The organism is Ruminococcus sp. AF17-22AC, from assembly GCF_003460065.1.
Lineage (GTDB): Bacteria > Bacillota > Clostridia > Lachnospirales > Lachnospiraceae > Blautia_A.
This window is the reverse complement of the sequence record NZ_QRXT01000001.1, coordinates 383,143-404,424: the sequence shown is the minus strand read 5'-3', so window position 1 is coordinate 404,424 and position 21,282 is coordinate 383,143. Positions and strand designations below refer to the sequence as shown.

General features: G+C 42.4%; 21 protein-coding genes. 13 read left to right on the top strand and 8 right to left on the bottom strand.

Going from position 1 to position 21,282, the window contains the following annotated elements; translation table 11 throughout:
- The first annotated feature begins 16 nt into the window (after nucleotides 1-16).
- The 13 genes from DWW86_RS02110 to mgtE all read left to right on the top strand — a co-directional run bounded on the left by DWW86_RS02110 (nucleotide 17) and on the right by mgtE (nucleotide 14,901).
- A complete protein-coding gene (locus DWW86_RS02110; RefSeq protein WP_117942124.1) occupies nucleotides 17-1,201 on the top strand; it encodes a BaiN/RdsA family NAD(P)/FAD-dependent oxidoreductase in 1,185 nt (394 codons plus the stop codon).
- Entirely contained in the window at nucleotides 1,198-2,784 is a 1,587-nt protein-coding gene (locus DWW86_RS02105) for an NAD(P)/FAD-dependent oxidoreductase (RefSeq protein WP_117942123.1), read from the top strand. The genes DWW86_RS02110 and DWW86_RS02105 overlap by 4 nt, the downstream gene beginning before the upstream one ends.
- Before the next feature lie 87 nt (nucleotides 2,785-2,871).
- Nucleotides 2,872-3,582 (top strand): RadC family protein, encoded by a 711-nt coding sequence (gene radC / locus DWW86_RS02100; protein WP_072521126.1) that lies wholly within the window; start codon nucleotides 2,872-2,874, stop codon nucleotides 3,580-3,582.
- 12 nt (nucleotides 3,583-3,594) lie between these two features.
- Complete coding sequence (locus DWW86_RS02095) at nucleotides 3,595-4,608, top strand: rod shape-determining protein (protein ID WP_072521127.1); 1,014 nt, start codon at nucleotides 3,595-3,597, stop codon at nucleotides 4,606-4,608.
- A gap of 19 nt (nucleotides 4,609-4,627) precedes the next feature.
- Nucleotides 4,628-5,509 carry a rod shape-determining protein MreC gene (gene mreC / locus DWW86_RS02090; protein WP_117942122.1) on the top strand — a complete coding sequence of 294 codons (882 nt, stop codon included), beginning with the start codon at nucleotides 4,628-4,630 and terminating at the stop codon, nucleotides 5,507-5,509.
- Complete coding sequence (gene mreD / locus DWW86_RS02085; RefSeq protein WP_117942121.1) at nucleotides 5,509-6,036, top strand: rod shape-determining protein MreD; 528 nt, start codon at nucleotides 5,509-5,511, stop codon at nucleotides 6,034-6,036. The genes mreC and mreD overlap by 1 nt, the downstream gene beginning before the upstream one ends.
- Nucleotides 6,021-8,930 (top strand): penicillin-binding transpeptidase domain-containing protein, encoded by a 2,910-nt coding sequence (locus DWW86_RS02080; RefSeq protein ID WP_117942120.1) that lies wholly within the window; start codon nucleotides 6,021-6,023, stop codon nucleotides 8,928-8,930. Before mreD ends, DWW86_RS02080 begins: the two co-directional genes overlap by 16 nt.
- 94 nt (nucleotides 8,931-9,024) lie before the next feature.
- Nucleotides 9,025-9,813, top strand: a complete 789-nt coding sequence (gene minD, locus DWW86_RS02075) for a septum site-determining protein MinD (protein ID WP_117942254.1) — start codon at nucleotides 9,025-9,027, stop codon at nucleotides 9,811-9,813.
- 48 nt (nucleotides 9,814-9,861) lie between these two features.
- Nucleotides 9,862-10,128 (top strand): cell division topological specificity factor MinE, encoded by a 267-nt coding sequence (locus DWW86_RS02070; RefSeq protein WP_072521130.1) that lies wholly within the window; start codon nucleotides 9,862-9,864, stop codon nucleotides 10,126-10,128.
- Complete coding sequence (locus DWW86_RS02065; protein WP_117942119.1) at nucleotides 10,112-11,272, top strand: FtsW/RodA/SpoVE family cell cycle protein; 1,161 nt, start codon at nucleotides 10,112-10,114, stop codon at nucleotides 11,270-11,272. The genes DWW86_RS02070 and DWW86_RS02065 overlap by 17 nt, the downstream gene beginning before the upstream one ends.
- Nucleotides 11,269-12,417, top strand: a complete 1,149-nt coding sequence (locus tag DWW86_RS02060) for a D-alanyl-D-alanine carboxypeptidase family protein (protein ID WP_083585462.1) — start codon at nucleotides 11,269-11,271, stop codon at nucleotides 12,415-12,417. The genes DWW86_RS02065 and DWW86_RS02060 overlap by 4 nt, the downstream gene beginning before the upstream one ends.
- 173 nt (nucleotides 12,418-12,590) lie before the next feature.
- Nucleotides 12,591-13,010, top strand: coding sequence for a twitching motility protein PilT (locus DWW86_RS02055; RefSeq protein ID WP_072521132.1), 420 nt, complete (start codon nucleotides 12,591-12,593; stop codon nucleotides 13,008-13,010).
- A gap of 502 nt (nucleotides 13,011-13,512) precedes the next feature.
- Nucleotides 13,513-14,901 (top strand): magnesium transporter, encoded by a 1,389-nt coding sequence (gene mgtE, locus DWW86_RS02050; RefSeq protein ID WP_117942118.1) that lies wholly within the window; start codon nucleotides 13,513-13,515, stop codon nucleotides 14,899-14,901.
- On the opposite strand, the gene DWW86_RS02045 is transcribed toward mgtE, so the two are convergent.
- From DWW86_RS02045 to DWW86_RS02010, 8 genes are all read right to left on the bottom strand, one after another.
- Nucleotides 14,898-15,962, bottom strand: a complete 1,065-nt coding sequence (locus DWW86_RS02045) for a tyrosine-type recombinase/integrase (RefSeq protein WP_117942117.1) — start codon at nucleotides 15,960-15,962, stop codon at nucleotides 14,898-14,900. The genes mgtE and DWW86_RS02045 overlap by 4 nt on opposite strands.
- Before the next feature lie 86 nt (nucleotides 15,963-16,048).
- Entirely contained in the window at nucleotides 16,049-16,495 is a 447-nt protein-coding gene (dtd, locus tag DWW86_RS02040; RefSeq protein WP_072521135.1) for a D-aminoacyl-tRNA deacylase, read from the bottom strand.
- A gap of 152 nt (nucleotides 16,496-16,647) precedes the next feature.
- Nucleotides 16,648-17,289, bottom strand: coding sequence for a cytidylate kinase-like family protein (locus DWW86_RS02035; RefSeq protein ID WP_072521136.1), 642 nt, complete (start codon nucleotides 17,287-17,289; stop codon nucleotides 16,648-16,650).
- Nucleotides 17,290-17,352: 63 nt separating this feature from the next.
- On the bottom strand, nucleotides 17,353-18,267 hold the full coding sequence (locus tag DWW86_RS02030) for an RluA family pseudouridine synthase (protein ID WP_072521137.1): 915 nt from the start codon (nucleotides 18,265-18,267) through the stop codon (nucleotides 17,353-17,355).
- A 3-nt stretch (nucleotides 18,268-18,270) separates the two neighbouring features.
- A complete protein-coding gene (lspA, locus tag DWW86_RS02025) occupies nucleotides 18,271-18,792 on the bottom strand; it encodes a signal peptidase II (RefSeq protein ID WP_083585463.1) in 522 nt (173 codons plus the stop codon).
- Complete coding sequence (gene aroB, locus DWW86_RS02020; protein WP_117942116.1) at nucleotides 18,789-19,880, bottom strand: 3-dehydroquinate synthase; 1,092 nt, start codon at nucleotides 19,878-19,880, stop codon at nucleotides 18,789-18,791. Before aroB ends, lspA begins: the two co-directional genes overlap by 4 nt.
- 17 nt (nucleotides 19,881-19,897) lie before the next feature.
- On the bottom strand, nucleotides 19,898-20,650 hold the full coding sequence (locus DWW86_RS02015; protein WP_072521139.1) for a YlmH family RNA-binding protein: 753 nt from the start codon (nucleotides 20,648-20,650) through the stop codon (nucleotides 19,898-19,900).
- 5 nt (nucleotides 20,651-20,655) lie between these two features.
- Nucleotides 20,656-21,282, bottom strand: coding sequence for a cell division protein SepF (locus DWW86_RS02010; RefSeq protein WP_072521140.1), 627 nt, complete (start codon nucleotides 21,280-21,282; stop codon nucleotides 20,656-20,658).

Genomic DNA, 21,282 nt, shown 5'->3' with positions numbered 1-21,282 from the left:
GAAAAAGGGAGAAAGTATGAGTGAAAATCTGCAGGTGATCGTGATTGGCGGCGGCGCATCCGGACTGACTGCAGCAGTTGTGGCGGCACAGAATGGTGCAACAGTAACTGTTCTTGAACAGAACGAAAATCCGGGCCGTAAGATTTGCGTGACCGGAAACGGCCGCTGCAATCTGACCAACAAAAATATGCAGCCGGAGATTTTTCGGGGAGAACATCCGGAAATTGTGCAAAGCGTCCTGAAACAGTTTTCCATGGAAGATACGCTGGAGTTTTTTGGACAGATAGGTGTGGCTTTTGTCGACCGCAATGGTTGGGTATATCCCAGAAGCAATCAGGCAAAATGTATCCCGGAATTGATGGTTCAAAAAGCACATTCTCTGAAAGTAAAAATCAAAACAAGAGAAAAAGTGAAGGACATTTATAAGGAAAACGGCAGATGGAAAGTCCGGACAGAAGGATGGATTTATGAATGCGACAGGGTGATACTGGCGAATGGTTCCAGTGCATCACAGGTTCCTGGTTCTGACGGAAGCGGATATGCAATCGCGGAGAACCTCGGACATCGGATCATCAGACCACTGCCGGCTCTTACAGGACTGCGCTGCAGGGGAAATGCTTTTTCTGCCTGGGCAGGCGTGCGTACGGAGGGTGAAGTGACCCTGCTTCTGGATGGAAAGCCGTTTTGTAAAGAACGGGGCGAACTTCAGCTTACGGATTATGGCATTTCGGGAATTCCGGTCTTTCAGCTAAGCAGATATGCAGTCCGTGCATTGGCAGAAGGCAAAATAGCAGAACTTTCTGTTAATTTTTTCCCGGAGTATACGACGGAAGAACTGACAAAACTGCTGGATAAACGCCGAGAACTTTGTCCGTATCAGTCGGCAGCGGAACTCCTTGTAGGACTCTTGCCGGATAAACTGATCCGTGCTTTCCGCAAACAAAAGGATCTGATTCAGACGCTGACTTCATACAGACTGACGGTCAAAGAAAGCACTGGACTGGAACAGGCCCAGGTTTGCTCCGGCGGTGTTGACACAACTCAGGTAAATACAGAAACACTTGAATCACATATTCATAAAGGGCTTTATTTTGCAGGAGAACTTCTGGATATTGATGGTCCGTGCGGTGGATATAATCTGCAGTGGGCATGGTCAAGTGGCGCGGTAGCCGGCTTACACAGTGCGAGGGAGAAGTTATGATACGTATTACACAGTTAAAACTTCCTGTTGATCACAGGCAGGAGCAGTTACGAAAAAAAATAGCCAGAATTCTGAAATGCGGGGAAGATACTTTTTCTTATGAAATCGTACGTCAGTCACTGGATGCCCGCCATAAAGACGATAAAAAATTTGTCTATACAGTAGACGTGAGTACTCCGGCAGAAAAGAAGCTGCTTCGCAAAAACAGAGATAAAAATGTGACTTTCTTTGAGAAAAAAGAATATTGTTTCCCGAAATCGGGCGAAGAGATTCTGAAGAATCCTCCGGTAGTTGTCGGAAGCGGACCGGCAGGTCTTTTCTGTGCATGGTATCTGGCAAGAGCGGGTTATCGGCCGCTGGTACTGGAGCGCGGACAGGAAGCGCAGAAGCGTAAGGAAACGGTTGATCGTTTCTGGAAAGACGGGATTCTTGATCCGGAGTCCAATGTACAGTTTGGAGAAGGCGGCGCAGGAACGTTTTCTGATGGAAAGCTGAATACGCTAGTAAAAGATCCGAACGGACGTAATCATGAAGTGCTGAAACGTTTTGTGGAGGCGGGAGCACCACAGGAAATCGTATATCAGCAGAAACCGCACCTCGGAACGGATGTGCTGATCGGGATTGTTGAGACCATGCGTCATCAGATTGAAGAAATGGGCGGGGCGTTCCGTTTTGAATCAAAAGTAACAGACCTTTGTATGGAAAAAGGACGGCTTTGTGCTGTGGAAATTAATGACAAAGAAAAAATACCGGCAGAAGTCTGTGTACTTGCACTTGGACACAGTGCCCGTGATACTTTTTCCATGCTGCACAGACGTGGAATCTTTATGCAGCCGAAATCATTTGCAGTAGGGCTTCGTATGGAGCATCCGCAGAAGATGATCAATATGGATCTTTATGGTGAAGAAGAAAACAAAGTGCTGGGAGCAGCCAGCTATAAGGTGACGTATACCTGTGAGAATGGCAGAGGCATTTATTCGTTCTGCATGTGTCCGGGAGGTTATGTAGTCAATGCATCCTCAGAAGCGGGTATGCTTGCAGTCAACGGGATGAGTTATCAGGCACGTGACAGCAAAAATGCCAACAGTGCGCTGATCGTTACTGTTTCACCGGAGGATTTTCCGGAGCAGGGGGCTCTGGGTGGTATTGCTTTTCAGAGGAATCTGGAAAAGGCAGCATGGGAACTTGGAAAAGGCAGAATCCCGGTACAGCTTTTCGGAGATTTCAAAGAACACAGGAAAAGTATGGAATTTGGTGAGGTTATGCCACAGATGAAAGGGGCATATGTCCTTGCAGATGTACGTTCGATTCTTCCGAAAGTAATTGGAGATTCCATCGAAGAAGGCGTGACTGCATTCGGCAGAAAAATAAAAGGTTTCGACCGTCCGGATGCACTTTTAAGCGGCATCGAAAGCCGTACATCCTCGCCTGTGCGTATTGTGCGGGACAAACAGGGATGTGCAAATATCGAGGGAATTTACCCCTGCGGCGAAGGCGCAGGATATGCGGGAGGTATTACTTCTGCGGCTATGGACGGGATAAAAATCGCTGAGTTCATATGTGAAAAATTTAAGAATTTCTAGGAGGGAGTGTACATCTCCCTCTTTTTATGCTAAAATAATCTTTGATTCTTTTGGGAATCTGTCACAGAGAGCGGACAGGTAAATCAAATGAACCATACGATCAAAGAAATGCCGGAATCACAGAGACCTTATGAGAAATGCATACGGGAAGGCGAAGGCTCTTTAAGTGACAGCGAACTTCTGGCAGTGATACTTCGGACAGGGACCAGAGGAAGTAATTCATTGACTCTGGCAAATGATATTTTAAAACACATGGAGCAGTCTTCTTATCCGGGACTTCCGGGGATCATTCACAGTTCATTGCCTGAACTGCGCAGGATTCATGGAATAGGTGTCGTCAAGGCAGTACAGCTTAAATGCATTGGGGAACTGTCAAAGCGAATCGCCAGTGAGGCCGCAAGGTCTATGCTGGATTTTAAAAATCCGGATTCGATCGCTGCGTATTATATGGAACAGCTTCGCCATCAGGAGCAGGAAGTGATGATCTGCATGATGCTGGATAATCAGAACCATCTGCTTGGTGATACAGTGCTGTCTAAAGGAACCGTCAATGCGACGCTGATCACTCCGAGGGAAGTTTTTTTGGAAGCTCTGCGTTATCATGCGGTCAACCTGATATTGATTCACAATCATCCGGGAGGAAATCCATCCCCCAGTGTATGCGACAGAGAAATTACGGAGAGGATCAGTCAGGCGGGTGAGATGCTTGGCATCTGTCTGCTGGATCATATTATCATCGGTGATCAGAGATACGTAAGTTTTAGAGAACAGGGATTGTTGGACGAATATCCGGTATGAAGGGATTGTTTTATGCTTTTAAGAAAAACATACGGAATAGATCTGGGAAGCAGCAGCATTAAAGTCTATTCCTTTTTTAAAAACAAAAGTTATATGGAAAAGAACATGCTTGCGTCAAAAGGACGCAGGATCATCGCCGTGGGCAATGAAGCGTACGATATGTTTGAAAAAGCACCTGCTGATATCGTAGTTAATTCGCCGATGGCTTTTGGTATGATTGCCAATCTGGAACTGCAGGAAATTGCACTGTACAGTATGATGAAAAAAATTGACCGTTTTCTCGGTATCGGTTCCGATATGTTTTTTTCGGTACCACTTGATATGACGGCTATCGAAAAAAGGGCATACTACCATGTGGCGAACGGACACTGGCTCCGTCAGAACAAAGTATATATGGTGGAAGCCCCGATCGCAGATGCGATTGCCATGGGAGTGGATCTTAATAAAAATGCGGGAAGCATGATTGTTAATATCGGCGCACAGAGCACGCAGTTTTCGGTCATTACTGACGGCAAGATCATCATTGCCAGGAAAATTCCAATCGGTGGCAGACAGATGAATGAAGCAATCTGCAATGAGATACGTAAGCGTTACAATCTTCAGATCGGTACGCGTACGGGAAAACGTTTGAAACTTGCGATGGGACGTTTGAATGACCAGCGCAAGGATGCGCGTAAAGTCGTTGGTATCGACGGAATATCCGGCCTTCCGAGAGAAGAAGTAATTTCCGGATATGTAGTCAATGCGGGAATCATGAATTGCGTCAACGATATTGCGGCAGAGATGAAGACATTTCTTGAGCGTATTCCGCCGCAGATTTCCTACCATATTGCCCGTGAGGGGATTTTTCTTACAGGAGGCAGTACAAAGATTCCATACATAGATAATTATCTTGCAAGTTACACCGGCTTTTCGTTTAAGCTTTCAGATCTTTACGAAAAGGCAACTGTCACAGGTCTGGAAAAAATCATCCGTGACCGTGACCTGATGAAGTGGGCTCAGCCCGTAAAACAACGTAAATTATGATCTTTTAGGGGTATGATACATGAAAAACCTGAAAAAAAAGTTTCAGTTTCGTCTACATTTAAAAAGTAAACATCTGCTTGTTATTATGACGCTTTTCTGCGGAAGTACCATTGTTGCTACGCTTGCTTCCGGGATTACGACAGTACCGTTTCAGGAGGCAGCGGGAACAATTGTAGTTCCTTTTGAAAAAAGCATTAATACGATTGGTGTATGGCTTACTGATCTCCACAAGGCATTCAAGGACAAACAGGATCTTGTAGATGCAAATGAGGAACTTCAGAATACAGTAGATACACTGACGGAGCAGAATAATATTCTGATTCAGAACCAGTCTGAGCTTACGCGGCTTCAGGAACTGTACAAGCTGGATGAGGAGTATTCCGATTATCCGAAGGTTGCGGCAAGAATCATTTCTAAAGATCCGGGCAACTGGTATGATACATTTATGATCAATAAGGGCAGCAAAGACGGAATACGTGTAGACAATAACGTTATTGCCGGAAAAGGCCTGGTTGGTATTGTCACAGAAGTCGGCAGTAACTGGGCAACTGTCCGTTCGATCATTGACGACAGCAGCAATGTAAGTGCAATGACTGTCGGTACCGATGATACCTGCGTAGTCGAAGGAGATCTGGAACTGATCGATGAGGGTAAACTGCGTTTTACACAGCTCTATGATAAAGAAGATAAAGTAACAGCAGGAGAACGGGTTGTTACTTCAAATATCAGTGAGAAATATGTTGAAGGACTTTTTATCGGATATGTCAGTGAGATTTCACTGGATTCCAACAATTTGACAAAGACAGGTACACTTGTTACACCTGTTGATTTTCAGCATCTCAAAGATGTGTTTGTCATTACCGTAAATAAACAGGATTCCATAGAGGAAGGAGAACAGTGATGAGAAGCAAGATTGTGCTGCTTGTGACGACAGTTGTCTGTTTTATGATTCAGTCGACTGTGTTGCATCTGATATCTATTGGTTCGATCACACCTAATCTGCTGCTGATTCTCTGTGTTTCCATGGGACTTATGCGGGGGCGTAAGGTGGGCTTATGGACAGGCTTTTTCAGCGGTCTTCTGATAGATCTGTTTTATGGATCTGTATTTGGTTTCTATGCACTGATCTATATGTATGTCGGCTTTTTCAGCGGTTATGCATTTCGTATTTATTATGATGATGACATTAAAGTGCCGATCATGCTGACAGTGATCATGGATACATTTTACAATCTTGCAGTATATGGACTGCAGTTTCTGCTTCGGGGAAGACTGGGACTGGGTACATATTTTACAAGAATCATCGTTCCGGAAGTTTTTTACACAGTGTTCCTTACTGTGATCGTGTATCGGATTTTTCACTATATTAACTATCATTTCATGAGCGCAACAAGGAAAGAAAGTGAGTCTATTTGGGTACTAAAATAAAAAAACTATTCAAAAAAATTCAGTTAAAGAGAACGTCTGTACTTCTTCTTGTCTTTTTTCTTATGGCATTTGTACTGATCAGACAGTTATTTAATCTCCAGATCATTCAGGGAGAAAACTATATAAATGAGTTTCAGACAAGAACGACTAAGACACGTGTGCTTAAGAGTACCCGTGGAAATATTTATGACAAAAATAATAAACTCATCGCGTCAAATGTTCTGTCGTATTCTCTTACATTTGAGGACAACGGAACATATGATACAACAAGGGAAAAGAACCTCACATTGAACGGGGTTGCATATAAAGTATTAAAGATCCTTGCATCCAACGGAGATTCGCTGTCGAATTCTTTCCATATTCAGCTGGATAAAGACGGAAATTACAGTTTTGATGTAGATGAAGGATTTACACTGAACCGATTTCGGGCGGATATTTACGGTCATGCTTTGATCGATGATCTGACGGAAGATGAGGCAGATGCAACGGCGGATGAGATGATGAGTTATCTTACCGGAAATAAGGGATTTTCTATTGTTCTTTATGGAGATAATGCTTACACAGATGCAGAGTTGAAGCAATACGGCCTTCCAAAAGAACTTACGAAGCAGGAAATCCTGAATATTGCAATCATGCGTTATGAACTCAGCACAAACAGTTTCCAGAAATACATGGCAGTTACGATTGCGACCAATGTCAGTGAAAGTACAGTTGCTGCTGTAATGGAAAATCAGAATGAATTACAGGGTATTGATGTGTTGGAAGATTCTGTCCGTCAGTATGTAGATGATGACAGCATGGGACCTCTTCTCGGTTATACCGGACGTGCATCCGCGGAAGAGCTGGAAAGTCTCAAAAAACAAAATTCAGATTATTCCAATGATGCGATCATTGGTAAAGCCGGCATCGAACAGTATATGGAACTTCAGTTACAGGGCAAAGACGGCCAGGAAACAGTTACGGTCGATAACCTTGGTAAAGTACTTAAGATTGACAATAATACAACCGTAGAACCGGTTGCCGGAAACGACGTCTATCTTTCCGTAGATTCTGACTGGCAGAGTGCTATTTATCAGATTTTGAAACAGCGTGTGGCAGGTATCCTTCTGAATAAGATCGAGGCAGTCAAAGAATATGATTATGAAGGGGTAAATGATGCCAGCCAGATCATCGTTCCGATTTATGATGTTTACAATGCACTGATTTCAAACAGTGTAATTGATATTGATAAATTCAGTGACGAGAAGGCCTCCGATACAGAAAAAAATCTTTATGCCAGATTTCAACAAAAGCAGCAGGAAGTTTTTGATACAATAACTAACAGGCTGACAAGTTCAAATCCGGCAGCCTACAAAGATGAAAGTAAAGAAGTACAGGAATATTTAAGTTATATCTGTGATACGGTTCTGAGAGATACACTTGGTGTCATTGACAAAAATGCTGTAGATTCTTCTGATGCGACTTATCAGGCATGGGCGAATGACCAGAGTATCAGCCTGAAAGATTATCTGAATTATGCAGCGAGCCAGAACTGGATCAATATCTCGGTAATCTCTCCAAAAGGAGAATATCTGGATTCTCAGGAAATTTATCAGGCGCTGACGGATTATGTGATAGATTATCTGAAGACAGATACTGGATTTTCAAAACTTCTGTATAAATATCTGCTTATGAATGATCAGATCTCCGGGCAGCAGATCTGTCTGGTGCTGTATGAACAGGGCGTTCTGTCAAAAGAAGACAACTGTTATGAAAATCTGGCTTCCGGTGCAATGTCGGCATATGATTTTATGATCAATAAGATTTCCAATCTTGAGATTGAACCGGCACAGCTTGCACTGACTCCGTGTTCTGCATCTGCGGTAGTTACAGATGCAAAGACCGGTAAGGTACTTGCATGCGTTTCCTATCCGGGATATGACAACAACCGTCTCAGTAATAACATGGATACATCTTATTACACGAAACTTGCACTTGATCAGTCGAGTCCGTTCTTTAATAAGGCGACACAGCAGACAACAGCACCTGGTTCTACTCTGAAGCTTCTGTCCGCAGTCACTGGTATGATGGAAGGCATTATTGACGATGGCACTTATTATGACTGTACAGGTGAATTCGATTTGGTAACACCATCTATCTGGTGCTGGAATAAGCAGGGACATGGATCACTTGAAATCAGAGGGGCAATCGAACAGTCCTGTAACTATTTTTTTAATATGGTCGGCTTTCTTGCAGGCAAGAATTCAGACGGAAATTTTTCTGAAAACTTAAGTCTTACGAAACTTCAGAAATATGCATCAGAGTTTTATCTGGACAAAAAGAGCGGGATCGAGATTTCTGAGGCATCACCACATGTTTCAGACAGTAAAGCGGTACCGTCTTATATTGGACAGGGTAACCATCTGTTTACAACAACACAGCTTGCCCGTTATGCAACAGCACTTGCCACTTCCGGAACAGTTTATGATCTGTCACTGCTTGATAAGGTAACTGATGCACAGGGCAAAACGATTGAAGAATATGCGCCGTCAGTTGCAAATGAGATGAGTGACGTTCCGAGTAATGTATGGGAAGATATTCATGACGGTATGCGTCGAGTGGTAGAAACTCATGAGCAGTTTAACGGGCTGGGAGTGACATTATCCGGTAAGACAGGTACGGCAGAGCTTGATATTTATCATCCGAACCATGGTCTCTTTATCGGATATACTACATCATCCGAGTCAAATGAACCGGAATATTCTATTGCAGTCAGAATTGCGAACGGCTATTCTTCCGGTAATGCATGTCTGACAGCAAATGATATATTAGAATATATTTACAATCTGGCAGATGAAGATACCATTCTGACAGGCTATGCCTCCAGTGATACCAGTAATACATCAAATGACTGATGTGTCTTCCGAAAGAGATCTTTCCGGAAATGGCAGAAAAAGCTACGCAGGAGAATACCAGAAGTCTGGAACATATTTTCAGGAGGGAACAAAAATGGGAGAAGTCATAGTAGTAACATCCGGCAAGGGCGGCGTTGGTAAAACAACAACAGTTGCGAATCTTGGAACAGGCCTTGCCATGCTGAACAAAAAAACAGTCGTAGTAGATACCGATATCGGACTTCGTAATCTGGACGTTATTCTCGGTCTGGAAAACAGGATTGTATATAATCTGGTGGATGTCATCAACGGAAGCTGCAGACTGAAACAGGCATTGATCAAAGACCGACGCTATCCGGATCTGTTTTTGCTTCCGTCAGCTCAGACGAAGGATAAGTCTGCTGTTTCACCGGAGCAGATGATCAAACTGACAGATGAACTCAGGGAAGATTTTGATTATGTTCTTTTGGACTGCCCTGCAGGGATAGAGCAGGGATTTCGGAATGCGATAGCGGGAGCTGATAAGGCAATCGTAGTGACCACTCCGGAAGTGTCAGCAATTCGTGATGCAGACCGAATTATCGGACTTCTGGAGGCATCGGACCTTCGAGACATCCATCTGATCATAAACCGCTTAAGACCAGATATGATTGCCAGGGGTGATATGATGTCTGTGGATGATGTAACAGAAATTCTTGCTGTGGATCTGATCGGAACTATTCTTGATGATGAGCAGATTGTTGTGGCTGCCAATCAGGGAGAGCCGCTGTCCGGACAGAATTCTCAGGCAGAAGAAGAATATAAGAATATCTGCCGGAGAATTCTCGGGGAGGAAGTACCGTTTGCGGAGCTGAAACAGAAAAAAGGTATGTTCAGGAGATTAAGCGATATCTTTCATAAATAGACAGTTGATTCTGTTTCCGTTAAGCTTCGTTAAAGGAGGGTGTTCCCTGTGAAATCTGTCAACAAGATAAAAGGCCGCTCGGCAGAATACGCAAGAAAGAGGATGACACTTCTTCTTGTGTCGGAACGGCTTGACTGCTCTCCGCAAATGATAAATATGCTGAAAAACGATTTGATCCGTACCGTAAAAAAATATATTCCAGTGGATGAGAAGGGGGTTAATATCTGTATTACACAGGAACCTCCGATCATTCATGCAAAGATACCGGTACGGTCTGAAAATAAAGGAATACAGGAAAATGATAAAACAATATAAATTAAGATTTTACAATTTCAGACTGGTAATATTTTTGCTGGCAATCAGTACGTTTGGTATTATACTGGTCGGAAGCGCAAGAGAGGATCTGATGACCAAGCAGCTTGCCGGAGTTATTATCGGTTTTATTATTATGGTAATCCTTTCATTGATGGATTATTCATGGATTTCAAATTTTCAGTGGATTATGTACGTCGCTAATATCGTTTTGCTTCTGATTGTGCGTCTGTTTGGTGATTCGGCTAACGGTGCGGCAAGATGGATCGATTTTGGTTTTATTCGATTTCAGCCGACTGAGCTGTCAAAGATTATAATAATATTGTTTTTTGCACGATTTTTTATGGATCATGAGGAAGACCTGAATACGGTTCGGACACTGGCAAAATCTGTAATTCTTCTGGCAATCCCGCTGATTCTTATTTATGAACAGCCGGATATGAAAAATACACTGATGATGCTTGCTGTATTTTGTATTCTGATCTATATTGCAGGATTGAGCTATAAGGTCATTGGCGGAATGTTTCTGATCATAATCCCGCTTTCTATTATTTTTTTATCAATCGTTGTTCAGCCAGATCAGAATCTGATCAAAGATTATCAGAGAAAACGTATTATGGCTTTCCTTTATCCAGAGAACGAAGAATACGGCGACGATATTGAACAGCAGAATAACTCCAAGACAGCAATTGCTTCGGGTGAACTGATTGGCAAAAAACTTTCCGGAGATAAAGAAGTGGCCTCTGTAAATGAGGGTAACTTCGTATCAGAGAATCAGACAGACTTTATTTTTGCTGTGGCCGGTGAGGAATATGGTTTTATGGGATGCTGTGCAATCGTCCTTCTGCTGCTGGCAATTTCGGTAGAATGTATTCGGATGAGCCTCAGGGCAAAAGACCTGTCGGGGAAGATTATATGCTGCGGTATGGCAAGTATTGTATCACTCCAGAGTTTCCTGAATATCTGTGTGGCGACAGGAATTGTACCAAATACCGGTACACCGCTTCCTTTTGTCAGTTATGGACTTACGTCTCTTGTGAGTCTTTATATTGGTATGGGACTGGTATTGAATGTAGGACTTCAGAGCAGCGCCTACAATAAAGAAATCCGCAAGAACACGATCGATAAGAAAGAGGATTATTTATGACAGAAAGACAGCAAAAAAGAAATACAGCAGGACAGGGACAGCGACGCAAAACAGCAAGACCGGAGCAATTGACCAGAAAAGCTCCTGAAACGGCACGTCTGCAGGCGCGCAGAAATCCGAGAAGAACTCCGAGAATACGCAAAATGCGCCGGAAACGTATAAAAAGTACGGTTATACTGGTACTTTTTCTGTTAGTTGTTTTTGCTGGTGCATTTGGTGGCTTTTATGTCCTCAGAGGAGGCAGTATTTCCACTCCGGCGCAGGCATATGATATTACCAGAGAATTTCAGCATCAGAGTCTTGTAGGAACCAGTCAGAGAGCATCAGCATTTGCGGCGGATCTCTGTGTGGTAGACGGGGATCAGCCAATGGATTCTGTATCGCTGGAAGATGGACAGGAGGGCGTTTTGCTGGATTTGAAAGATAAATCCGTGTTATTTGCCAAAAGTGCATATGAGCGTGTATATCCGGCCAGCATCACAAAAATCATTACAGCACTCCTTGCGTTTAAGAACAGCAACATGGATGATGTAGTGACAATTTCACAGGAAAACATTACATTAGAGGAGGGTTCTCAGGTAGTAGGATTTCAGGAAGGTGATCAGGTGACAATGGATCAGCTGGTACATTGTCTTCTTGTTTATTCCGGAAATGATGCTGCATCTGCAATTGCGACACACGTAGGTGGCACGACAGAGAATTTTGTTTCCATGATGAATGAGTATGCTGCTCAGCTTGGATGTACAGGAACTCATTTTACGAATCCACATGGGTTGCAGGATGAAAACCATTATACAACACCATATGATATTTATCTGATGTTGAAAGAGGCATTGAATTATCCGGAATTTACAGAGATTACACAGATGCCGAGTTATACTGTTACATTTACACACAGTGACGGATCAGAGGACAGTGTGGCACTGACTGCAACGGACCATTATCTGACGGGCGAGGCAAATGTGCCGAAAGGTGTTACAGTTCTTGGAGGAAAGACCGGTACGACAAACAGTGCGGGTAACTGCCTGGCGTTACTCAGCCAGAATTCTTATGGCTCTCCATATATTTCGATTGTTATGGGAGCATCAAGTAAAGAGCTTCTTTACCAGCAGATGACATCACTCCTTGAAAAAATAAATCAGTAGATACAATAGACAAAAGCCTTTACTGTTCAACTGTTTACAGTAAAGGCTTAAAATTTCACAAAAAGTTACATTTATCTATTGAAATTTGAGATAAAATGCACTATAATACAAACATATTAATTATCGTTTTTGTTCAAAATTAATATTATATTGTGTCTAAGGAGGAAAACAGGATGGTTGAACTGATCGTAGGTAAGAAAGGTAAGGGCAAAACAAAAGTACTGTTAGACAAAGTGAACGGCGCAATTAAAGAAGCCAATGGCAGCATTGTTTACTTAGATAAAAGTGCAAAACATATGTATGAATTAAATAATAAAGTTCGTCTGATCGATGTATCTGGATATCCGATTAAGAATGCAGACGAGTTTGTAGGATTTGTTTGTGGTATTATTTCTCAGGATCATGATCTTGAGCAGATTTATCTTGACAGTTTCCTGACAACAGCGAAACTTGAGGGACAGGATGTTACAAATGCATTAGAGCAGTTAAGTGCAGTTGGCGAGAAGTTCAACGTAAAATTTGTTGTAAGTATGTCTCTTGACAAAGAAGAAGTTCCTGCTTCCTTACAGGACAAGATTATTACAGCATTATAAACCGTAAAAAAGAAATTCGGGATTAGTCTTTTTAAACCATATAAGGTACATATGATGGGGTAATCAGAGAGGATTCTGTTGGGGGACAGGATCCTCTTTTTGTGCAATTATATTGTGCAAATTGTATGGTTGATCAAGCGTTGACTTTTAAGAAGGCATACGTTATAATGTGTACGTCAAAAAAGAATTCTAAAGTAAAGGCAGGTGAACAGAATGGATAATTGTGATTCTCACGGGCGAAGTAGTTACACAGGACAGAAATTAAAAGCAGTCTGTGAGTACAGTTACTACATTCTGTTTTAATTTGGTTATTATTCTATTTTTCATTTCCAGATAATTTTCTGTTCTGTAAAAATCCCTGAACACAATTAAGTTCAAATCAGATATTTGACATGTTTTGCAGAAAGACATGCTTTTTTTGTGTTGCCATGTTTATTGATGGCAGCTTCTATGGCTATGCCTTTTTGTACGATTATTATGGGAAAAAAGGAGGAAATACAGAATGGAAAAAAGGGTACAGGATTATGGAAAAGAAATCCTGAATGTTGTGAGAAGCAATGTTTCTCCGGCAGTTCTGGCAAAGAGACTTCAGGATTTCCACGAAAATGATCTTGCAGATGTTCTGGAAGAACTGTCTGTAGTAGAACGCTGTAAGCTCTATCGTGTACTGGATATGGATATGCTGTCCGATATTTTTGAGTATACGGATGAAGATACCGTAGTAAAGTATCTGGAAGAAATGGAGGTAAAAAAAGCTGCAGCAATACTGTCAAAGATGGAAACAAATGTACTGGCAGATGTACTTCAGCAGTTTGAACGCTCCAAAAGAAAGATTTTAATTGAGCTTCTTGATGATAAAGTAAGACACGATATTGAACTGATCACGTCATTTGATGACGATGAGATCGGTAGTCGTATGACAACGAATTATATTGTGATACATGAAAACATCAGTGTCAAAGAGGCAATGAGTCAGCTGGTCACACAGGCGGCAGAGAATGATAATATCTCAACGATTTTTGTAATCAATGATGCTGAAGAATTTTATGGAGCAATTGATCTTAAGGACCTCATTATCGCGAGACAGAATCATCCGCTGGAGGAACTGATCGTTACTTCTTATCCATATGTTTATGGAACGGAACTGATTGATGACTGTATCGAAAATCTGAAAGATTATTCCGAAGATTCGATTCCGGTGCTGGATAATGATAACCGTCTTCTGGGCGTTATTACTTCGGCGAATATCGTAGATCTTGTTGATGATGAAATGGGAGAGGACTATGCGAAGTTGGCTGGTCTGACTGCGGAGGAAGATCTGCAGGAACCATTGAAAGAAAGTATGAAAAAAAGAATGCCATGGCTGATCATTCTTTTGGGATTGGGTATGGTAGTTTCTTCTGTTGTTGGGGTATTCGAAAAAGTTGTTACAAATCTGCCGATTATCATGTGCTTCCAGTCACTGATTCTTGATATGGCAGGAAATGTCGGCACACAGTCTCTGGCTGTCACAATCCGTGTCCTTATGGATGAATCACTTACCGGCGGACAGAAACTGGAACTTGTACTGAAAGAGATGAAAATTGGCCTCTGTAACGGTGGGGTACTTGGTATTTTATCCTTCGTACTGATTGGTCTATATATCTGGCTGTTTAAGGGAAAAACGCTGGTATTTGCATATGCGGTCTCCGGCTGTGTTGGTCTTTCCCTGCTTCTGGCAATGCTGATATCAAGTGCGGTGGGAACCTGTATTCCTCTGTTTTTCAAAAAGATCCATATCGATCCGGCAGTTGCATCCGGACCGTTGATCACCACAGTAAATGACCTGGTTGCGGTTATTTCCTACTATGGACTGAGCTGGATTTTTTTGATCGAGGTACTTCATCTTTAATCTTCACGAAGTCTGACTGCTGTGGCTGCCTGACGCCGTCTGGCATCGTCTAAGGCTGCGTAATGTTTCTTGGTAGTATTGACATCCTTATGCCCCAGAACGTCCGCTACAAGGTAAATATCGCCGGTTTCCTGATACAGGGCTGTGCCATATGTACTGCGGAGTTTATGGGGCGTTATTTTTTTGGTAGTTGTGATCTGGCGGGAGTACTTTTTGACCATGTTTTCGACTGCCTGCACGCCCATACGTTTGCGCTGAGCAGAGTAGAAGAGAGCATGTTCATGTCCGGCGAGAGGAGTGATACCTTCGCGTATCTCCAGATAGTGTTTCAGAGCTTTTTCAACTTCTTCACCAAAATAAACAACCATTTCGTTGCCACCTTTTCGGGTGACTTTAATTCCATTATTTTTAAAATCTACATCTTCAATATCAAGACCGACACATTCAGATACACGGATTCCGGTGCCGAGAAGAAGCGTGACGATTGCCAGGTCACGTTCCTTTGTTTTTTCGTAATATACACGTTTCTGACCGGTCAGGCTGTCTCCACAGTGCTCGATATAGTCCAAAAGCAACGCAACTTCATCTGTATCCAGGCGGATAATGCTTTTGTCATGGATTTTCGGGACATCAATCAGGACAGTCGGGTTTGTGTGGATCATTTCACGTTTATAATAATAAGCATAAAAACTGCGCAGAGCAGAAATTTTGCGCTTTAATCCACGTTCACCGTTGGTTTCGGTTTTGTCACCATTCTGGTATACCTTGAGATATTCCATGTATTCTTCAAGATCGACGGCTTTGATCTGATCAAGGACAGCCACAGAAAAATCAGTCATTGCATAATTTTTGAATGCCGGATTTTCATCAAGAAGAAACTGAAAAAAAATTCGTATGTCGTATGCATAAGAAATTCGTGTCTTTGTGGTTGTCGTAGAATCAATGGCACGAAAATAATCTTTGCAAAACGCAGGCAGCGTCGAAAGAACCTGCCGAAGCTTTAAGATATTTTCGGTATCGGTATGTTCACGGTAAGTGGTTCTTGAGGTATTTACGGGCATAATAAAAACTCCTTATACATCTATTTGAAAAACTCGGGTTTGTCGTATAGATCTATTGTATTCATAAAATATCCTATTCATCGTTGTTATAAAATCTTTTCATCTAAAATGATCGTAAACGGTCCGTCGTTAAGAAGGGACACTTTCATGTCTGCACCAAATTCGCCATGCTCAACAACCGGAACAGATTTCTTTGCTTCATCGATCATATATTCATACAAAGCTTCCGCCATATGTGGTTCTCCGGCTTCGATAAAGCTTGGCCGATTTCCTTTCTTACAGTTTGCATATAGGGTAAACTGCGACACAATTAGCAATTCACCATCTACATCTTTCAATGATAAATTGGTCTTACCATTTTCATCTTCAAAGATACGAAGACCGAGAAGTTTGCGAAGATATTTATCTGCAATTTCCTTTGTATCGTCCTGACCGGCTCCGACAAAAACAAGAAGTCCCTTCCCTATTTTTCCGATTGTATTTCCATCTACCTGTACCTCCGCATGAAGTACACGCTGAATGACCAGACGCATAAATATTCCTCCGATTATTTTTATTTAAACTTAAATATTTCAGACAATACATCTATTATAGCATGTTTGGACAAAGAAAAAAAGCTCCGACTCAGTAATCCTGCCAGATGCAGTTTGATGAATCGGAGCTGTAAATTCAAGAATATGTAGCTTTAACGAGATGCTTTTGTTGAATCAAAAATTTTAATAGATTCGATAATCGCTTTGACGGTATTGTCGATTCCGTACTTGCTGCTGTCAATGCAGAGATTGTAGCTCTTGGCAGATCCCCATTTTTTATTCGTGTAATAATTATAATAACTTGCTCTGCTCTTGTCGGTTTTGGTGATGATATCGCGTGCTTCCTTAGGTGTTTTATTGTATTTGGCGGCAATCCGGTTGATTCGCCAGTCAAAATCTGCGTGTACGAAAACACTGAAACAGTCTTTCCAGTCAGCAAGAGCATAATCAGCACAACGGCCAACCATTACACACGGACCTTCTCCTGCAAGCTTCTTGATAGCATCAAACTGTGCAAGGAAAATCTTGTGATTCATAGGCATATCTGAAAAACCTGCGGAGGAATAACCAAATGAATAGGTGTCCATCACGAGTGAATAAAGAAAACTGTTTGTTGGTTTCTCATCGTGATGCTCAAAAAGTTCTTTACAGATACCGCTGTCATTTGCTGCATGCTCCAACAGTTCTTTATCATAATATTTAATGCCGAAATAATTGGCAATCTCCTGTCCGATCTGTCTGCCACCACTTCCATATTCACGACCGATTGTAATAATTGAACTAGTATTGTTCATAATAGACACTCCCTTCTGCAAGAATCATATTGACATTATACAATATATACAAAGAAAATCCAACTATTTTCTCAATTTTTCTAAAAGTTTTGAAAAATATTCAGGCAAAGGAGCTTCGAACTCCAGATATTCTCCCGTTATCGGATGAACAAAACCAAGAATCATTGCATGTAATGCCTGGCCCTGAAGGTGATAAGGATTTTTGGAAGAACCATATACAGTATCTCCGAGAAGCGGATGTCCGAGGCTTGCCATATGAACACGGATCTGGTGTGTACGACCTGTTTCCAGACGGCATTCAATATAAGTTGCCTGTCCAAAACGCTCAAGTACTTTATAATGTGTGATTGCCTCTTTGCCGTTTTTATGGTTGATTGCCATTTTTTTGCGGTCTGTAGGATGACGGCCGACAGGTGCATTGACAGTTCCTTCATCTTCTTTGAGGTTTCCCTGCACAACCGCGCGATAACGGCGTTTGATGCTGTGTTCTTTGAGCTGTTCGGCAAGGTCACGGTGTACGACATCATCTTTGCAGATCAGAAGCGCACCGGTGGTATCTTTGTCAATTCGGTGTACAATACCTGGGCGAAGCACTCCGTTAATACCGGATAAATGTTCTCCACAGTGTGCCATAACGGCATTGACAAGTGTGCCGGAAGTATGTCCGGCACTGGGATGTACGACCATGTCTTTTGGTTTGTTTACGACAAGTACATAGTCATCTTCATACAGAATATCCAGAGGAATATTTTCCGGGAGGATATCCAGAACTTCCGGATCAGGGATATGAAACTCGATATAATCTCCGGACTGAGTCTTATAATTGGCTTTGATGACGCGGCCATTTACGAGCACCTGTTCTTCTTTGAGAAGTTTCTGAATATAAGAACGGGAATGCTCCGGGCACTGATCCGCAAGATAACGGTCGATCCGTATATTGTTTGCGGATGCATCTACGTTAAATTCTAATGTTTCCATGTGTTATCCTTTATGATTAATAAAATAAAAATCTTCATCTTTGTAGCGGAAAATAACAAACACCGCCAGCAGAATGCCGCCACAGACAACGTAGATATCGGCAATATTGAATACCGGAAAATCAATCAGAGAAAAATAAATAAAGTCTGTGACATAACCGTAAAATGCGCGGTCGATAAAATTGCCGAGTGCGCCGCTGAAAAGAATTCCGCCAATGATGCTCAGAGGCGCGTAATAGCCGTTTTTAGGAATTCTGGCATATAAATAGAGAATTCCTGCGCAGAAGGCAACGCAAAGGATTAAAAACAGGATCTGGCGCCCCTGAAGCAATCCAAAAGCCATGCCGCGGTTTTCTACGTACTGAAATTCAAGAACGTCCGGAATTAGTATGATTCCGGATGTCTCCTTCAGATATTTTACTGCCAGATGTTTGGTAAGCTGATCAATGACAGTCAGGATGGTAATTCCTCCGAACCAGAGTAGCATATACCAGATCTGGCTGTTCTGTTGGGATTTTTTTTTCATTGAAGAATCTCCTGAATACCGGAAAGAAGTTCTTCATCTGTCACGGTGCGGTCAATAAAGCTTTTGCCGATGCCGTTCATCAGAATGAATTTGATGGTGCCCTGTTCCATCTTTTTGTCTTTTTTGGTAGCGGCAAGCACCTTTTGCGGATCCAGACCATTTACATGAGCTGGAAGACGATAAAGTTCACAGCCGGTTCTGATCTGCTGATACTCGTTTTCGGTAAGAAGGCCACGCTTCATAGAGATGAAAGCTGCGGCAACAAGACCGATTGCAACACACTGTCCGTGAAGAAGCTGAAAATCCATCAGCTTTTCGACAGCATGTCCGATAGTATGCCCAAGGTTTAAAAGAGCACGTTCACCCTGCTCTTTCGGATCACGTTCTACGACGCCGGCTTTGATCTCACAGCAACGCCGGATCATCTGGGCAAGAAGTTCCGGATCAAGATTCTGAATGGTCTTTTGATGCTCACACACAAAGTGATAAAAATCACCATCACAGATCAGCCCGGTTTTTAAGACTTCACCCATTCCGCATGCAAACTGCGTATCAGGAAGGCTTTTCAGTGTCTGAAGATTCATATAGACAAGACGTGGCTGATGAAATGCTCCGACCATATTTTTGTACTGGTTAAAATCTACACCGGTTTTGCCTCCGACACTGCTGTCCACCTGAGCGAGAAGTGTGGTTGGTACCTGAATAAAATCGATTCCGCGAAGGTAAGTTGCTGCACTGAATCCTGCGAGGTCACCAACGACACCGCCTCCAAGTGCAACAATCAGACTTTTACGATCCAGCTCAGATTCGATCAGTTTTTCGTACAGATTCTGTACGGTATGAAGATGCTTGCTTTTTTCGCCTGCCTCAAAAACAAAAAGGGAAATAGACGAGGCAACAGAAGAAAGGGCAGATTTCAGAGAATTCGCGTACAAGGGTGCAACGTTGGTATCAGAAACAATACACATTTTGCGACTGTCTAGCCCTTCTGTACGGATGGCATCTGCAAGGGAACCAAATCCCTCTTCGAAATATATCGGATAATAAAAATCACCGCTGCGCTTTACCTGTAATGGTTCTGTTTTCATAATATGGTCCTCCTCATCTATTTGTAGCGTGATAATTTTATGCTGTAGCGACCTTTTTTCGTCTGACCGAAAACCCCCTCATAGCGAAAGCGTCCCTTGCTGCGGACGGAAATAATATCACCGTCTTTGGGTTCATATCCATTAGAAGTAATCAGTTTGCCGTTTACGAAGACCTGACCACCTTCAATGAAGGAAACCATGCTGCTGCGGGAACTCTGAAAAGCAAGCCCGATCAGACTGTCCAGACGAACAGATGCACATGTACCGCTGATCGTTTCAAACTGCGGTGTCGGGAAGTGCTCCGGATTGTCAACTCTGGAAATTTTCATAGTGGTATGACGTACCCGGGTGAGATTTTCAATAATATAATCCGAAATTTTATTGTGGCAGAATATCCAGGCCGTGTGTTCCTGCACAAGGATGTCCCCGATCACGGAACGCTCAATACCGAGATTGAGGACAGCTCCCAGAAAGTCACGATGTGTCAGTGATTCAGAAAATTTGGCTGCCAGAGGTTCGATTTTTAGACATGTGATCGGGTATTCCCACGGAAACAAAAGAGCATCAGGATGAAATGCCACCATCTGACGCTCTGCTTGCTCATAACCGCCTGAGCATTCTGTGATTACGCCCGGCATCTGATTCTTTTGTTCATTTACAATATTTTGTTCGTTTAAATTAAGAAAATCCGAAAAGGTGACAATATCTCTCTGATAAGAGAGATTTGCCAGTTCCCGGATCCTCTTGATAAAGAATTCGTCTTTGTTCATTGATCTTAGTATCCTGCTCTTACGGACGGAATGGAATTACCACCGAGAATATTCTGAAGGTCTCCGGTAATATCTACGTTATATGGTCCAAGAATAAAGATATAACTGGATACTTTCTGAAGACTTCCACCCAGAGAATAACATGCTCCTGAAGTAAAGTCGATGATACGCTGTGCAAGTTCCATATCGATTCCCTCAAGATTCAGGATTACGGTAGAGTTATCAACAAGTGTATCTGCAATTTCACGTGTATCTTCCATAGAGGTTGGGCGAATAACACAGACTTCCATGTTAGCTGCCTGTGAGCCTTTGCGGCTGCTTCTCATAGGTGTGATTTTTGAAGAAGTACGTGCAGGCTTGTCCTGCTTGAATGTTGTCTTCGGAACAGAGATGGATTTGGATGCGGACTGTTTGGAAACAGGAGTCTCCGGTTCATCATCGAAATCATCATAGTCATCCTCTTCGGATTTTTTGGAGAATTTCTGGAAGAACTTCTTGACTGGCTTGTCTTCCCGGTCTTCATCGAGAAAATCATCGTCATCACCGTCAAGGAGATCATCATCTAAATAATCATCCTCATCGTAGTCATCATTCAGTTTTACAGCATCTAAAAGTTTATCTAAAACACTCAT

Excerpts from the sequence above, each read along its gene's own strand:
- DWW86_RS02110 (WP_117942124.1), top strand. The coding sequence starts at position 17 with ATGAGTGAAAATCTGCAGGTGATCGTGATTGGCGGCGGCGCATCCGGA.
- DWW86_RS02105 (WP_117942123.1), top strand. The coding sequence starts at position 1,198 with ATGATACGTATTACACAGTTAAAACTTCCTGTTGATCACAGGCAGGAG.
- radC (WP_072521126.1), top strand. The coding sequence starts at position 2,872 with ATGAACCATACGATCAAAGAAATGCCGGAATCACAGAGACCTTATGAG.
- DWW86_RS02095 (WP_072521127.1), top strand. The coding sequence starts at position 3,595 with ATGCTTTTAAGAAAAACATACGGAATAGATCTGGGAAGCAGCAGCATT.
- mreC (WP_117942122.1), top strand. The coding sequence starts at position 4,628 with ATGAAAAACCTGAAAAAAAAGTTTCAGTTTCGTCTACATTTAAAAAGT.
- mreD (WP_117942121.1), top strand. The coding sequence starts at position 5,509 with ATGAGAAGCAAGATTGTGCTGCTTGTGACGACAGTTGTCTGTTTTATG.
- minD (WP_117942254.1), top strand. The coding sequence starts at position 9,025 with ATGGGAGAAGTCATAGTAGTAACATCCGGCAAGGGCGGCGTTGGTAAA.
- DWW86_RS02065 (WP_117942119.1), top strand. The coding sequence starts at position 10,112 with ATGATAAAACAATATAAATTAAGATTTTACAATTTCAGACTGGTAATA.
- DWW86_RS02060 (WP_083585462.1), top strand. The coding sequence starts at position 11,269 with ATGACAGAAAGACAGCAAAAAAGAAATACAGCAGGACAGGGACAGCGA.
- DWW86_RS02055 (WP_072521132.1), top strand. The coding sequence starts at position 12,591 with ATGGTTGAACTGATCGTAGGTAAGAAAGGTAAGGGCAAAACAAAAGTA.
- mgtE (WP_117942118.1), top strand. The coding sequence starts at position 13,513 with ATGGAAAAAAGGGTACAGGATTATGGAAAAGAAATCCTGAATGTTGTG.
- DWW86_RS02045 (WP_117942117.1), bottom strand. The coding sequence starts at position 15,962 with ATGCCCGTAAATACCTCAAGAACCACTTACCGTGAACATACCGATACC.
- dtd (WP_072521135.1), bottom strand. The coding sequence starts at position 16,495 with ATGCGTCTGGTCATTCAGCGTGTACTTCATGCGGAGGTACAGGTAGAT.
- DWW86_RS02035 (WP_072521136.1), bottom strand. The coding sequence starts at position 17,289 with ATGAACAATACTAGTTCAATTATTACAATCGGTCGTGAATATGGAAGT.
- DWW86_RS02030 (WP_072521137.1), bottom strand. The coding sequence starts at position 18,267 with ATGGAAACATTAGAATTTAACGTAGATGCATCCGCAAACAATATACGG.
- lspA (WP_083585463.1), bottom strand. The coding sequence starts at position 18,792 with ATGAAAAAAAAATCCCAACAGAACAGCCAGATCTGGTATATGCTACTC.
- aroB (WP_117942116.1), bottom strand. The coding sequence starts at position 19,880 with ATGAAAACAGAACCATTACAGGTAAAGCGCAGCGGTGATTTTTATTAT.
- DWW86_RS02015 (WP_072521139.1), bottom strand. The coding sequence starts at position 20,650 with ATGAACAAAGACGAATTCTTTATCAAGAGGATCCGGGAACTGGCAAAT.
- DWW86_RS02010 (WP_072521140.1), bottom strand. The coding sequence starts at position 21,282 with ATGAGTGTTTTAGATAAACTTTTAGATGCTGTAAAACTGAATGATGAC.